At 67.8% G+C, this 13,096-nt stretch carries 15 protein-coding genes and 1 pseudogene; 7 read left to right on the forward strand and 9 right to left on the reverse strand.

Annotation, left to right across the window (positions count from 1 at the left end; translation table 11 throughout):
• Both ACGF4F_RS31075 and ACGF4F_RS31080 read left to right on the forward strand, forming a co-directional pair.
• The coding region (locus tag ACGF4F_RS31075; RefSeq protein WP_393082872.1) for a hypothetical protein at positions 1-847 on the forward strand (847 nt) is incomplete at its 5' end.
• Between the two features lie 337 nt (positions 848-1,184).
• Positions 1,185-1,481 (forward strand): hypothetical protein, encoded by a 297-nt coding sequence (locus ACGF4F_RS31080; RefSeq protein ID WP_393082875.1) that lies wholly within the window; start codon positions 1,185-1,187, stop codon positions 1,479-1,481.
• A gap of 122 nt (positions 1,482-1,603) precedes the next feature.
• Here ACGF4F_RS31080 and ACGF4F_RS31085 read toward each other — a convergent pair whose 3' ends face one another.
• The 6 genes from ACGF4F_RS31085 to ACGF4F_RS31110 all read right to left on the reverse strand — a co-directional run bounded on the left by ACGF4F_RS31085 (position 1,604) and on the right by ACGF4F_RS31110 (position 5,909).
• Positions 1,604-2,896, reverse strand: a complete 1,293-nt coding sequence (locus ACGF4F_RS31085; protein WP_393082878.1) for a hypothetical protein — start codon at positions 2,894-2,896, stop codon at positions 1,604-1,606.
• Positions 2,893-3,588, reverse strand: coding sequence for a diguanylate cyclase domain-containing protein (locus ACGF4F_RS31090; protein WP_393082881.1), 696 nt, complete (start codon positions 3,586-3,588; stop codon positions 2,893-2,895). Before ACGF4F_RS31090 ends, ACGF4F_RS31085 begins: the two co-directional genes overlap by 4 nt.
• Positions 3,589-3,761: 173 nt before the next feature.
• Positions 3,762-3,911, reverse strand: a complete 150-nt coding sequence (locus tag ACGF4F_RS31095) for a hypothetical protein (RefSeq protein WP_393082884.1) — start codon at positions 3,909-3,911, stop codon at positions 3,762-3,764.
• A 114-nt stretch (positions 3,912-4,025) separates the two neighbouring features.
• Positions 4,026-4,304: a hypothetical protein gene (locus ACGF4F_RS31100; RefSeq protein ID WP_393082887.1), complete on the reverse strand. Its 279-nt coding sequence runs from the start codon at positions 4,302-4,304 to the stop codon at positions 4,026-4,028.
• 115 nt (positions 4,305-4,419) lie between these two features.
• Entirely contained in the window at positions 4,420-4,854 is a 435-nt protein-coding gene (locus ACGF4F_RS31105; protein WP_393082890.1) for a hypothetical protein, read from the reverse strand.
• Positions 4,855-4,901: 47 nt separating this feature from the next.
• Positions 4,902-5,909: a DUF4192 domain-containing protein gene (locus ACGF4F_RS31110; protein WP_393082893.1), complete on the reverse strand. Its 1,008-nt coding sequence runs from the start codon at positions 5,907-5,909 to the stop codon at positions 4,902-4,904.
• A gap of 31 nt (positions 5,910-5,940) precedes the next feature.
• Here ACGF4F_RS31110 and ACGF4F_RS31115 point away from each other — a divergent pair, with 31 nt between their 5' ends.
• Entirely contained in the window at positions 5,941-6,201 is a 261-nt protein-coding gene (locus ACGF4F_RS31115) for a hypothetical protein (RefSeq protein ID WP_393082896.1), read from the forward strand.
• A gap of 189 nt (positions 6,202-6,390) precedes the next feature.
• Here the strand turns inward: ACGF4F_RS31115 and ACGF4F_RS31120 are convergent, their stop codons facing one another.
• From ACGF4F_RS31120 to ACGF4F_RS31130, 3 genes are all read right to left on the reverse strand, one after another.
• Complete coding sequence (locus ACGF4F_RS31120) at positions 6,391-7,608, reverse strand: RNA-guided endonuclease InsQ/TnpB family protein (protein WP_393082899.1); 1,218 nt, start codon at positions 7,606-7,608, stop codon at positions 6,391-6,393.
• Between the two features lie 519 nt (positions 7,609-8,127).
• Positions 8,128-9,003: a TRM11 family SAM-dependent methyltransferase gene (locus ACGF4F_RS31125; protein ID WP_393082902.1), complete on the reverse strand. Its 876-nt coding sequence runs from the start codon at positions 9,001-9,003 to the stop codon at positions 8,128-8,130.
• The gene (locus tag ACGF4F_RS31130; RefSeq protein ID WP_393082905.1) at positions 8,996-9,571 is read right to left on the reverse strand and encodes a hypothetical protein; all 576 of its coding nucleotides are present in this window, start codon (positions 9,569-9,571) and stop codon (positions 8,996-8,998) included. Before ACGF4F_RS31130 ends, ACGF4F_RS31125 begins: the two co-directional genes overlap by 8 nt.
• Positions 9,572-9,848: 277 nt before the next feature.
• Between ACGF4F_RS31130 and ACGF4F_RS31135 the strand changes: the two genes are divergently transcribed.
• The 4 genes and pseudogenes from ACGF4F_RS31135 (at position 9,849) to ACGF4F_RS31150 (ending at position 12,996) form a co-directional block, all read left to right on the forward strand.
• The gene (locus tag ACGF4F_RS31135; RefSeq protein ID WP_393082908.1) at positions 9,849-10,625 is read left to right on the forward strand and encodes a hypothetical protein; all 777 of its coding nucleotides are present in this window, start codon (positions 9,849-9,851) and stop codon (positions 10,623-10,625) included.
• Between the two features lie 115 nt (positions 10,626-10,740).
• Positions 10,741-11,014: pseudogene (locus tag ACGF4F_RS31140) on the forward strand (IS30 family transposase); the annotation flags it as partial.
• Between the two features lie 382 nt (positions 11,015-11,396).
• On the forward strand, positions 11,397-12,275 hold the full coding sequence (locus tag ACGF4F_RS31145) for a hypothetical protein (protein WP_393082911.1): 879 nt from the start codon (positions 11,397-11,399) through the stop codon (positions 12,273-12,275).
• 595 nt (positions 12,276-12,870) lie between these two features.
• Positions 12,871-12,996: a hypothetical protein gene (locus ACGF4F_RS31150; RefSeq protein ID WP_393082914.1), complete on the forward strand. Its 126-nt coding sequence runs from the start codon at positions 12,871-12,873 to the stop codon at positions 12,994-12,996.
• Positions 12,997-13,096 lie beyond the last annotated feature (100 nt).

A 13,096-nucleotide genomic window follows, 5' to 3' on the forward strand; every position in this document is an offset into this window, starting at 1 on the left:
CGATCCGCCGACGCCGCCACCAAGCCCGCGCCATGAACAGCCATTACGCCCGACAAGCCCTTATCGAGCCGTGATCACGATCCCCGGCTGGAGTATTAGACCGGGCGGTGTGGTGCCACAAAACTGGCAGCTGGCGATCGCGGCTTGGTGCCTATCTACCCTGCTTGCGGTCGTCGGCATAGCGGTCTCAGTATCGAACCAGAGTCAGGTGGCCTGGCTCCGGGCGCTTAGCATCGTGCTCGGTGTCATCGCTGTCACGTTCTTCGTCGCAGCGTTGGGGCGCACGTTGTCACTCGTGCGTCGCCTTCCGCTAGGAAGCCGGGACTCGGTCGACATGCGCATCGGCATCCACTCGTCCCGGTGGGCACAGTCGCCGCGCGATGTCGCGGATGCCTACGAGTTCTTTGCCTCGCTGCTGCCGCGTGATCCGCCATCCCTGGCCCTGATACAGGGGCTCTACCGACGAAATCCGATGTGCATTCGATTGATCGAGAGCGAACGGAACAACAAACGTTTCCTGGTGGGCATGGTCGTCATAGCTCCGCTCTCGGCACGTGCCGTCAGGGACTTCCAGGAGAAGGCTTTTACGTCCCTGGATTCGGGCATGCTGGAACGCTACGTCACACGTAGATGGCAGCGGCCGCGAGGCATCTACCTTGGGGGGGTGGCTGGGACGACATCCGCTGGACGTGCTTGGGCTCTGAGCTTTCTTGAATCGTTCCTTCTAGCCAGCGGAGCCAAGGCGTTGTTTGCACGCCCAGCGAGCCCTGACGGCCTGCGCGTGTTGAAGTCGGCCGGATTCGTGCCGCTAGGCGAACCGAGCCCGTTCTGGCACCGGGAACTGTAGCCGGTGCTCGTGGCTCGGCTTGTTGGGCGAGTGCGGTCCGTTCGCTGTCTCCGTACCCTGACCTCAGGGCCGAACTCGTCGACACCGCCCAGGAGACGGTCCGACGGGTCCTGCTCACCGACGCCCTCGGCGAGGTCCGTGCGGCTGCCTGCTCGACCTACTACGCGGCTGCCGCATCCGGCGCCGCCGCCCGACCTCCACGCCGACCTCCCCTCGATCACCACCCCACCGTCGTCGGCCTCGTGCACCCGGTTCACCACGACACCGCGCAGATGTTGCAGTAGCTGTTGAAGTCGCACAGTGCTCGACCAGCACGCGATCCTCATAGGACACGAGGTTGGTCAAGGCGGACCACAAGATCATCGTCAGAACCGAATTACTCGATCGCCCACAGTTCCGGCCCGACGACACCGACACCTCAGCCGCGGAGACCTACTCCGCGAAGCTCACCTACCTAGCCGGGCTCATCACCGGCACCGGCGCCGACATCGTCGCCCTGCAAGCGGTCGGTGCCGGCGCCTCTTCCTCACGTCGGAACCCCGCCAATCACGCCGCGCACAGGGCGTGGCTCGCCTTGGGCGTCGTCAACGCTCGTGGCGGATGCCATAGAGCGGCGAGTGCCGGTTATCCGTGACTACAAGGGGCCGGGAAACATCGCGCCGTGTATGAGCGCCGGATCGGACCGTGACGTCAGCGACTCTCGTCGACGTCGATGGGGCAGGGGCTTCTGCCCCTGCCCCATCGGGTTAACGACATCTACTCATGATCTTCTGGCTTGGATTTGCGACTGCTGAGCATGCGTACGGTGGTGCTGAGCCTGATCGGCGCATCGTCGGGGCCTCTGAGGAACGGGTTGATGTAAACGGGGCGGCGCTGCGCTCTGCCGGGTCCGTATGGCTGATTGCGCCAATGACCGGACACCCAAAACCGGCTGGTTTGGGAGCGGCCTGGATCGCCGGGTGCCGCTTGGCTGGGCGGCGTGCTGCTGCGGTTGGCGCGAATGCGTACGACCCGCACCTCGGGCGCGGGTCGGCTGGTGCGGGCGTAGGTCTTGCGAACGGCTTTGTCGATCTCCGCTGTCGTGACTTCGGCGGCCTGCTGTGCGACCAGCAGCCATGTCGCGAGCAGCGGTGCCGCCGGATGGTCGCGAGGTAGCAGGTGCTGCTCGTGAGCCTGGACCGTGCTCATTGGGCCGAGCCAACCTACCTGTTCACGGAGTCGCTGGAGTGGTGAGCCTTCCAGTCCCCCGCCGATCGTGCGGTAGTTGACCAGGTGCCAGCCGTCGCTGGTGGTGGTCCAGGATGCGGCGGTGATCTGTCGTCGTGTCACCGGCCGCGACCACACGAGCAGCCCGTCCGTCGATGGCATGAGGTCGCGGCTAATGGTGACGTCGGGGAGCCTCTGTGCGGCATACTCGGCCAAGTCGGTGAAGTCGCTGTCGATCCAGAACAGGCATGATCGGTCCAGGCCGGCGGCGATCTGTTGACGTGCGTCGGTGTCCACGAGTGCGGTGGGAAGGTTGTCGGCGCCGTGGTAGAAGCGGGCGAGCCGGTCGCGTACCTTCGGCAACTCTCGGGCGGCAATGGCGGTGGCAGGCCAGGCGGTTGTTGTGATGAGCGTTCGTCCCGGGTCCCGGGCGTTCAGGAACGCCAGATGCAGTTCCTCGATGCGCTCTCGCGCCTCCGGATGGTTACCGAAGCCGAGGACCTGCACCGCTCGGTCGACGACCTTGTCGTTCCTGCCATCGTCAATGTAGGTCTGGCACGTTGCGCACGTCGCCCATGCGTGACCGAAGTTCTGCACCAGTCCCCCGGCCGTACCGATGGCGACGGCGGCGACTTCTCCGCCGACGAGTGTCCACGTCGGGTACGGGTCGCCGCAGAAGTCGCAGGTGCGGCTGACGGTGTCGAGCTCGCTGACCGGGACGGGTACCGGTTCGTGTCCGTCGGTGGTGAGTTGGATCGGGTGCACGTAGGTGGGCGGGGAGCCGACGGTGTTGAGTGGGGCCAGGCAGATCTGGCAGGCCATCTCCTGCCGGGCGGGGGTCATGCCATTGCCTCGTGGTTCAGCTCCCGGTGGTCGCGGAGGCGTGGTCCTCGACGGCTGTCGGCGGCCGGCATCGCCATGCCCGGCTCGTAGACGGCGTGACGGTTCCGGCCGTGGTGTTTGGCGTGGTACATCGCGATGTCGGCACGGCGTAGCGCCACCTCTTCGAACGGGTCAGTGGCTTCGGCGAGCGCCAGGCCGACGCTGGCGGTGACCGTGACCGTGACGGGCTCGCCGTCCGCGGCGAGTTCGACGGGCTGGGAGATCAGAGCGACGAAGGTGTCGGCGATGCGGGCCCGGTCGTCGGAGCGGACGGGCAGCAGTGCCACGTACTCGTCGCCGGCGAGCCGCCCGGCGGTGCCGCCGTGGAGGGCGGCGATGTCGGCGATACGGTCGCCGACGGCGACGAGGAGGTCGTCTCCCCTGTCGTGGCCGTGGGTGTCGTTGACCGGTTTAAAGTCGTCGAGGTCGATCAGGACGACGATGATGGGCCCAGCGTTGTCGGCCTCGGCGAGGGTGGCGTGCGCGGCGACCAGGCCGGCGCGGTTGAGCAGGCCGGTGAGCGGGTCGTGTTCCAGCTGCAAGATGGCGTCGATCAGGCGGTTGCGGAGTCGGCGGATGAATGGCCACATGGCGAGGCCGCCGAGGGTGAACGCCACCAAGGCGGTGGCGATCATGATCAGTGGTAGGGACACTGGAGTTCTCCATTTCACTGGAGAACCCGGGACGCGTACGTTGTCGAGGCGCTGCGTCCCGGGTCCAGATGCGACGACGGCCCGCCTTGTGGCGGGCCGTTTCGTGTTTGTGCCGCTCGTTGGCGGCACAGCAGCGGCCGCCTCCCTGGGGAGACAGCGCTGGCGTGGCTCAGTCAGCGGATGTTGTCGGCGGTGTGGAGCTGGCGATGCTCCAGGTGGCGCCTGCGCGGGCGGGGATACCGCCCGGCGTTGGATTCGCCCGGCCGGTAGGCGGGCCGGTACGGCTCGCCGGTGCGTGGCCGCCGGTCCAGGAGGCGGCTCATGCGCGGGATTCGCGCCAGACGGCCGGGCGACGGCCGGTGAATCGGAAGATGCTGCCGGAGAGTGCCATTCGGCCTCTTGGGCGTCGGTGCGACGGCGGACCTCGGCTGTTCGTGTTAGCGGCGCACCGGGTGCGCGGCCTGGTCCGCGCGGAGTGCGTCGGCCAGGTCCCCCGGAATGACGGCGTAGGGTGCGACGGCCAGGAGCACCTCGGCCGGGTCGAGAATTGTCTCAACCCGGCCGACCCGAACCGTGACGGGTTCATTGTCGGGGTCGGTGACCGGGTCCCAGGCGAAGTCGACGACGGTCGCGAAGAAGGTGCGGTGTGGGTTCCAGCCGGCCTGGATCGTGTAGCGCTCGAAGCCGGGTTTGGGCGTGAGGGTGTAGATGCTCATCGCTTCCTTCCATGGGGGTGTACGGCCGAGCCCGTCTGACATGAGGTGCGCCGGACGAGTCATGCCGCGGCGGCGGCTGACGAGGGGGCCGGCGCGGGCGCCGGAGTACCGGTGCTCATGCCTCGGGCTGGCAGGCGCGTTCCTCGGCCAGGTCGACGATCTTGTCCCGTCGCGCGGCGGGAAGACCGGCGAGCAAGTCGACGCACTGCTGCTCCTGTGCGGTGACCGGCTGCGCGAACACCTCCTTGTAGGCCAGACGTGCTGCCTCGTGTGCGGCTTCGATCGGGCCGCTGTGGTCATGGGCGACGGCGACCTGACGCAGCTGCTCGGCCGCGGCAAGCGGGTCGCGGGACAGCGTGAGGTCATAGATGCGGAAGTTCGCCGGAAGGTCCGCCGCGCCGATCGCGGTGATCAGGCACAGGTTCGCCTGGACCTGGCAGGCGTACGCCTCGCTGCGGGCCGGCGTTTCGCCGCGAGCCCGCACGGCGGCGCGTTCGGCGTTCCATCGCAGCCGGGCTTCTTCGGCGAGTCTGGCGAGGGCGAGCAGCATGCTGCGAGTGGGATCCAATGGGTTCTCCTGTTGTTGAGGGGTTTCGGCTACCGGGTTGAGGGGTTGGTTCGGGCGGCGGCGATTGCCTGCTCGAACACCGATGGCGGGAGTCCGCCGTGCAGCGACTGCAGCAGCAGGTCGGCGAGCTGATACGCGGGATCCACCTGCAGGGCACGGTGCGCTGCCATGGCGGCCAGGGCGCCGTCACCGCAGCGCCACGCGGCGAGCGCGAGCAGGGTGGCCGGTGCCGGCACAAGCGGTTCATGGGCGCGGCGGGTGACGTCGGCCCAGAACGTGACGTGCCGGTCGTGCGGCTGCGTGAGGTCCGCAGCAAGGTCCCGCACCGATGGCCGCTTCAGGAGCACGGTGAGCCAGGCGACCTCGTCGTCAGTGAGGCACCTGCCGCCGTCGTGCTGTCGCAGCGCGTCGCGGACCGCTTGCGCGCCGGCCTCGTCCACGCCCGTGTTGCCGGCGGCGCTCACCGCCTTCAGGCGGGCGATCGCCTCCCGGGTTGCGCGGCGTATGTCGTCACGGGCGGCGCCGCCGACGGATGCGAATCGGGCGGCCACGGCGGCCCGGTCCGGTAACGCGACCAGCCCGGCGGCGGTGGCCTGTACGGCGACGAGTGAGGTCGGGTCGAGCGGGGTTCCTTGGGGTGGACAGCAGGCGGGGTTGTCGCAGGTGAGGTTGTAGACCCGGGTGCCGGTGACGCGGAGCAGTTGCCGGAGGGTCATGCCGCTGGCGGTGAACGCGTCGCCGACGCTGCCTAATGCCGGGTCGACGTGGTCGGGGCCGCCGTAGCCGATGAGCATGATGTGAGTGATCGGCTGCTGCCGCCGCACGACCGGGACCAGGTTGGCGGCGAGGTCGAACAGGTGGCTTGCGGGGGCGCCGGGGGCGGGCAGGTCGGCCCGGGCGGCGAAGACGACGCGGCGGTCCCTGCTGGCAAGAACGACGATGCTGCCGTCGCTGGGCCGGAAACCGAGGAGGTACGGCACCGCGGTTACCAGGTCGGCTGGGGATCGCACGGTCAGCTTGTGGTCTGGAAACGACATGATGATCTCCACTGCTGATTGAGGTCGACAATTGGCCGCAGGCGAGCGGGTAGGCGCCGCGCCTGTCCGCGTCGGCTGGGCGCAGCGCGACGCGGCCCCTGCGGGAACAGGCGCACCGATCACCCGGATCGGCGCGCCTGACGGTTCAGTCGCTGTCGAGGTCCAGGTACAGGTCGATACCGACACCCTCGAGGCTCGTGGTCACTGTGATCGGGTGGTGGTCGATGCCGGCGAGCGCCCGGGTCAGGTCGGCGCGGACGAGGGCTTCGGTGGCTGCGGTAGCGCCGGCTGAGGCGGTGTGGCCGCGGAGCCAGATCTCGTACTCGTGGCGCCCCGGAATCCGCCAGCCTTCGGAGGAGATGGTCCATCGTTGCGGCAGCGGTTCAAGCCCCCATGTGGCGAGGGCGTCTTCGCAGCCGGGCCGGCAGTTGACTTCCTCCCCACGCCTGCAGGCGGAGGGATTCCCGTGGCTGAGGCGTGTTCACGCCGTGAGCCTTGCGGATGGTTGGCGCTTCGCGGACCGGGTAGCCCCGAGGTCTCCACGCCCTGTTACCGCCAGCCCGGCGGCGAGTATGTTCTTGGCCGCGTTCACGTCGGCGTGGTCCTGGTGCCCGCAGGCAACGCACCGGAAGACCGCTTGGCTCTTGCGGGATTCCGGTGCGACATGCTTGCAGGCGTTGCAGGTCTGCGACGTGTACGCGGGGTTGACCTTCTCGATCTTCGCACCGTGGTAGCGGGCGGCATGCTCCAACTTCAGCAGGAACCCGCCCCAACCCTTGGACAGGATGGCTCGATTTAGGCCGGCCTTGGCCTTCACATTCCGGCCGGGCTGTTCGACAGTGCCCCGTGCGCTGGCGGTCATGTCCTTGATCCGCAGGCGCTCGACGGCGACCAGCCCGTGGCCACGCACGAGCCGCACGGCTTCCTGCGCGGCGAAGTCGACCCGCCGATGCCGGATGCGGGCGTTGAGCCGGCCGATCTCGGCGCGTACGTTGTCGCGGCGGTTCGATCCGTGGTTACGGCCATGAACCCGTAGTGACCGAGACAGGCGCTGCTGCAACCGCTTCAGCCGGACCGCCTCGCCCCGGGTGACGAAAGCCCGATCATCCAGACCACCGTCAGATGTGGCCACCGCGACGGCCACACCCCGGTCGACGCCGATCGGCGGTTTACCGTTCGGCGCGGCCTCGGCAACGCCGTCCTCGACACAGAACGAGATGTACCAGCGGCCACCGTCGCGGGAGACCGTGGCGTTGCGGATGACACCGCCGAGCGGACGGGTCCACCGGAAACGCACCGGCCCGAACTTCGGCAGCCGCACCTCACCCCACCGCCGGCTCAGCCGCCGCACAGCGATCTGCTCTGGGTCGGGGAACCGGAACGACGGCGCGGTGCGTGTCTTGGACCGCCACCGCACCTTCCACGTCCCGTGCGTTTTGCACGCGCGTTCCAGGTCGCGCAGGGTCTGCTGCAACGTGTGCGACGGGGCGTCGGCCAGCCACCCGCAGTCCGGGTCCTTCTTCGCTTCGGCCATCTGCCGGGCCTGTTCGCTGTAGTTGATCCAGGCTCCGCGTCGGCGGTACTCACGGCGCTGCTCCAACGCGGTGTTCCACACCGCCCGGCAGATCGCGCCCACCGTCTCGGCGTAGGCAGCCTGCTCCGGCATGAAGGCGAGCAGGTAGCGGCGGCCGGTCAGCATTCAACGGCCTTCTGCTGCTGTGCCGCCCGATTGCCGACGGCAGCCGAGTGGATGCCGGTGACCAGCCCGGCGCACGACGCCAGCCGAAACGTGGCCATGTCGTGGGCTCGGCCGGAGCCGCTGTCTCCGCCGACGACTGGGGTGACACCGCTGAGGAGATCGGGCGGGGTTGCGTTGTGGTCGGCGAGGGGATCACCGCCTGTCAGATACCAGGCGGGACAAAGCATCGGTCCTCCTTGGGACTCGAAGGAAGTCGGCCATCGGGTGGTGGCCGCCTGCAGGGATGGGGGTGTCCTGCCCCGGTCGCAGATGAGGCGAGGGGCTGGTCATGAGTGCTGAGGGTCTGAGGCTGGCGGACGGCGGCCGACCGGGAAGGGTGGGCGCGATGCCGTCGCGGACGTGTCAGATCAGCACAGAGAAAAGGAGAAGAGCCCTCAGGCTAACCGCGTTGCCGCTGGTGTGGCCGGAGCTGTCAGGTCCGGCCGCCTGGCAGAACCTGACAGCCCAGCTCACCTGCTGTCAGCCGTCGGCGGGCGTGATGCGGGAGTTCGGCTGGCCACGCCGCAGGACCAGGACATCCTCATGCGCGACGAGGTGCACAGGGAGGCCCTCGGCCCTGGACTTGCGTACCGCCATGAGCCCGAACATCGAGGCGCGGTGCACGATCTGGCCGTCGCGGACGGCGGCGAGCATCGCCGCGCACCGCTGCACCGGTGTCAGCCCGACCTGCTGCGCGACGGTCAGGAGTTCGCCGGGCAGGTCGATGAAGTCGTCCGGGCGGCGGCGTACCGGTCGGCAGGTGATGACTACCGTGCCGCCGGGGCGCAGCAGCTGGTAGCTGGCGGCCAGGATCGCGGTGAACCCGTCGAGCAGACCTGACCATCCGGCGTAGGCGAGGTTGCCGCTTGCGCGGTCGCCGTACAGGTGGGCCCTCTTCCTGACCCCGGCACCGGTCATCCGCACCAGCCCGTGGGTGGATCGCCCGTACGGCGGTGAGGTGAGCACGAGTCCGACCTCGCCGACCGCGGACGCGGGGGCGAGATCGAGCAAACGGGTCGCGTCGCCGGTGATGACCTTCGCCGTGCCGGCAGCGCCCTGAGATGCGGCGAGGGCGACGTTGGCCGCCGCCAGGGCGGTGAACCGCGGTTCGATGTCCACGCCGAGCGCGTGCCGCCCAAGGTGCATGGCCTCGACGAGGGTGGTGCCCGACCCGCACATCGGGTCGAGCACCAGGTCCCCCGCCGCGGTGTAGGCGGCGATGGCGTGCGCGGCGAGGTGAGGCAGCATCTTGCCCGGATGCGTGGACGACTCCCGCACGTACCGGCCGCGCCGCTGGTCACGAGCAGGCTGCTGGCAGGTCAGCCACACGGACGTGATCGGCATCGGCTCAGGCATCGCCATCGCCTCCCGCGGTCGGGCGGGCAAAGACCAGGACATCGGTGTGGATGTCCAGCTGTGTCCGCTGGCCGCGCGTGGGTGGCTGGTCGGCCGCCACGATGTGCTGCAGGTAGGACAGACCTGCCTGCTTGGCCGCGATGACGACGTCGACCGGAAGGATCGGGTCGCCGTGCACCAGCAGCACCACCAGGCACCCGCCGGGCAGGAGCCTCGCCCGACCACGAGCGAAGAACTCGACTGGTACGCCGACGTCGCGGGCGAGTGGCCAGCCGGTGACGATCAGCATCGCCGCGTCGCTCCCCCAGCTCATCGAACGCGCCGCCTGCAGGTGGCTGTGGCGGTGAGCGGCGAGGATGGCGCCGGCAAGTTGCGGCCCGTCGGTCAGGTCGATGATCAGGTCGGACGGGTGGGTGAGGTTGTAGACCAGCCGCATGCCCAGCGCGGTGGACATGGTCTCCCCCGGCTGCGGGGCGGGTATCGGCCAGACGGTGATGGGCACGGGCGGGTCGCCGGGCACCACGTCCCCGACGGGGGCGGGTGCGTTGTGATGGTTTCTCTCGGTCATGGGCATGGTGGCCCCCGGACCGGCGGGCGTACTGACGGTCCTCAGTGCGCCGCTGACAGGCCGATCGAACCCGTCCCCGGCCTAACAGATCCCGTCAGCCCGATCTCTGACGGCCACCTCGGTGGGCGCGGGCGGTCGGCGCAGCAGCGAACCTGACACCACCGGGCACGACCTGTCCCGGTCTGACAAACGCTCGTGGTGTCAGGCCGGGCTGTCCCAATCGAGGTCTCGGAGCCGTCGCACATCGCGAAGCGCTCCCCTTCGAGAGGACATCACCATGCCGGCGACCACCCGCACGAGTACGGCCGACACGGCCCTGACCACCGCCGAGAAAGCGTTCGACATGCTGACCTGCGAACCCGCGCCGCTGGTGTTCGACGCGCGTCCGGTGCCAGGCCTGCCGGACACGACGATGCCGCTGGACGAGCTGCGCAGCCTGCTGGTGTGCGGGCGCTACGACAGCGACACCACCGACGAGCTGTGGCGGCAGCTGGCCCACCACGCCCGCGACCGGGGACCCGCCTGGGTCGTCGGCGCGATCGGCGTGGCCCTGCCCGCACTCACGCACCTCGCAGCGAAAATCAGCCGCGGCCACGCCCGGCACGCCGACGACGTGGACTCCGAAGTCCTGGCCGGGTTCCTCCACGCACTGCGCACCGCGGACCTCGCCCCTGCCCGGCTATGGCTGCGGCTGTGCTGGGCGGCATGGCGCGCCGGCGCCGCGGTCATCAAAGCCGACGACAGCGAGGAACTGCCGCTGGACCTGCCCAGCGGCTCGCGGTCGCCGAGGATGCCCTACGGGCACCCGGACCTGCTGCTCGGCCGAGCAGCCGTCGCCGGCCTGATCACCGCCGAAGCCGCCGAGCTCATCAGCGCGACCCGGTTCGGCGACGCGCTGATCGAGCACCTGGCCGCCGAGCAGGGCGTGACCGCGCCGGTCCTGCGCATGCGCCGCCGCCGCGCCGAACGCATCGTGGCCGCAGCCGTCACGCGAGGCGACCTGTCCGGCCCGATCCGCTCGCCCGGCCGTCGCGACGCCGTCATGACGGCCTGACCAACCTCGAAGTAGGGCGGGGCAGCGGTTGGGCGGCAAGGCCGCCCGGCGTGATCGCCGTCAGGGTCCCGACCAGGCGAGCGATTGCCACTGGGACCACCCGTTTGTACGAGCGCTAGTCACGTCGCTGGCCTGGGACCAGGGCGTGGAAATGGCCACCCACCCGGTGTTCACCGTCGCCACCGGTTGCCCGGTCTACTTCTGTGACCCGCACAGCCCCTGGCAACGCGGCACCAACGAAAACACCAACGGCCTGCTACGCCAGTACTTCCCCAAAGGGCAGCTACGACTTCCGCACCATCGACCAGACCGGCCTGGACGAGGTCGCCCACGAACTGAACACCCGACCCCGCCAGACGCAGGGCTGGACCACCCAACCCAGCGGCTAGCCGAACTCATCGCGCCCTAACAATTGCACTCACCACTTGACGCCACCGGTGTCGAGGTCTTGCGTCACAACATGATCATCGACACCCTCTCTTCATGCCCAGGCATCGACCCCTGACTTCGGAACTCGTCTAGCTGGTAGGCAGGCCGGTCACGGTGCACTGCGGTGGCTCGGCGCCGATCGCGCCGCTGCGCCCTGGTGGATCTCGCCGCAGTTCCCGTTCCTGTGGCGGCTTATGGTCCCGAGCAGTGAACCAGAGGCCTCAACCGGCAACATCCACCACATGTGCTCCCAGAACGTCTGCCCGTTCAAGGCCGTGACTTACGGCTGCGGCATTGATATTTTGAGATTCGGCCACTTCGTCTAGCGGCAGGGGGATCGCAGTGGGGGTCTATCTGGAGATTACTTCGATGGGTGACCTCGCAGAGATGATATCCAATTCAGGGCGCTTCATCGGAAGGCCGTACGGTGCTTACATCATCGCGTTGGCGACAATCGTAGATGAAGAAGCTCTGGACTGGCTCTATGAGTACAAGGAAGCCATGGATTCTCTCACGGCGGAGCTCGTGGCGTTCATGCTTTTCTACAACGAGGCTGAGCTAAAAATGGGTGACCCCACCGCCGAAAGCCATGGCCCGTTCATGATGACCATTAGAGACATCATCGACGATAACAGATTTAGTGATCAGTTACCCCTGGCTCACCGCGGCAAGACAGGCTTTGCGATCTCCACGACGTACGGGTCGGACGCAGTCGCCCGCGAGCTCGGAATAGTGGACCAGCTGCCATGTTTCGTCATATTTGATGACCCTAGCTCGAACTCAGGCTCCTTCCATACGATGCCCATGACGGGCGACCGTTCCGACTTCCTTGTATTCCGGGAGCTCATGGCAAAGTTTGCACAGGATCCAGCGAACGCCGAGTATTGGATCGTGTCAGAGAAGTGGGACCGCGCCGCCATTAGGCGGCAACAACTGCTCGGCCTAATCCACGGATTAAAGCACGAGCCGGCCAGATCATCGGAGGTGACTGAGGCGAGAAAAGAGGTTGAGGAAATCGACAAAAAGCTGGTCCAATATGTCGACGAACTCAACCGTCTTCCGAAGCCTGCCCTGGGCCCGCATATCGAAAAACTCCTCAGAAGGCGCAGGCGCTCTGCGAAGATTAAGACGCTTCGCAGGTCTGCGACCGCTATGGCGACCAACACGCCAACGGTTCTGGACACTGTGACCAAGGTTGCATCTTCGCTCGGCTACAAGTGATCCATGCCGGTCACGAAGTTACCTTCGACCACCGCCCTGGTGACCAACTTGCCCGCAGCCACTCTCGCCACCGTTTTTCTCGCCCTCGCCGCACTGCCCATGGTCCGACATGATCATCGGCACCGTCCTTCATGTCCAGACATCGATCCCTGACATCGGAACTACTCGTCTAGGGAAGGATTGTGCGGTTTTCGATCGGCCTCCCCGGCCGGCGCGGCTGCTGGTCGCCCCGCCGCCCGGCGTCCAGGCCTTGCGGGCCGAGTTGGCGCGTCACCTGCCGCAGGGCGTTGCATAACGCCAACTCTTGGAGCAGCACCCGCGTTCCGCACTGTTCCGGATCTTGCGATGCGGCCTGACTACTCACTTACAAGGGGACGATGCCCCTGGCGGAGCACCCACGGGTTTGTGAAACTCGATGCGTCGCCCGCCGACGTCGACAGAGCTTGGCACCTGCGAGCCCGTTTACAAGAGTGACGCTGGAATCCGCCCCGGTATGTACCCCGGGTTGCCGCTATGAGCGCGTGTCTGAGTTTCTTGATCTTTCGCGGGTTCCGCGAGCGACGCCTTGTCGGCTCGGGTCCATCCTGGAGGCGTCGTGGAGATCGTGAATCCGCGGGTCGCGGCGGTCGACGTAAAGAAGCAGATCACGGTGGCGGTCCGGGTCCCGGCCGAGCAGGCCGGGAAGCGCCGCCAACAGGTCCGCAAGTACCCCACCTTCTGAAGCGCCTTTCGGGAGATGACCGCCTGGCTGCTCACCGAGCAGGTCACACACGTGGCGATGGAAGCCACCGGCGTGTCCTGGCGGCCCGTCTTCCACGCTC

Source organism: Micromonospora sp. NPDC047740 (genome assembly GCF_043204735.1).
Lineage (GTDB): Bacteria > Actinomycetota > Actinomycetes > Mycobacteriales > Micromonosporaceae > Micromonospora.

Bases quoted from the DNA above. Each gene is read 5' to 3' on its own strand.
- ACGF4F_RS31085 (WP_393082878.1), bottom strand. From the start codon at position 2,896: ATGACCCCCGCCCGGCAGGAGATGGCCTGCCAGATCTGCCTGGCCCCA.
- ACGF4F_RS31095 (WP_393082884.1), bottom strand. From the start codon at position 3,911: ATGAGCCGCCTCCTGGACCGGCGGCCACGCACCGGCGAGCCGTACCGG.
- ACGF4F_RS31100 (WP_393082887.1), bottom strand. From the start codon at position 4,304: ATGAGCATCTACACCCTCACGCCCAAACCCGGCTTCGAGCGCTACACG.
- ACGF4F_RS31105 (WP_393082890.1), bottom strand. From the start codon at position 4,854: ATGCTGCTCGCCCTCGCCAGACTCGCCGAAGAAGCCCGGCTGCGATGG.
- ACGF4F_RS31110 (WP_393082893.1), bottom strand. From the start codon at position 5,909: ATGTCGTTTCCAGACCACAAGCTGACCGTGCGATCCCCAGCCGACCTG.
- ACGF4F_RS31120 (WP_393082899.1), bottom strand. From the start codon at position 7,608: ATGCTGACCGGCCGCCGCTACCTGCTCGCCTTCATGCCGGAGCAGGCT.
- ACGF4F_RS31125 (WP_393082902.1), bottom strand. From the start codon at position 9,003: ATGCCTGAGCCGATGCCGATCACGTCCGTGTGGCTGACCTGCCAGCAG.
- ACGF4F_RS31130 (WP_393082905.1), bottom strand. From the start codon at position 9,571: ATGACCGAGAGAAACCATCACAACGCACCCGCCCCCGTCGGGGACGTG.
- ACGF4F_RS31135 (WP_393082908.1), top strand. From the start codon at position 9,849: ATGCCGGCGACCACCCGCACGAGTACGGCCGACACGGCCCTGACCACC.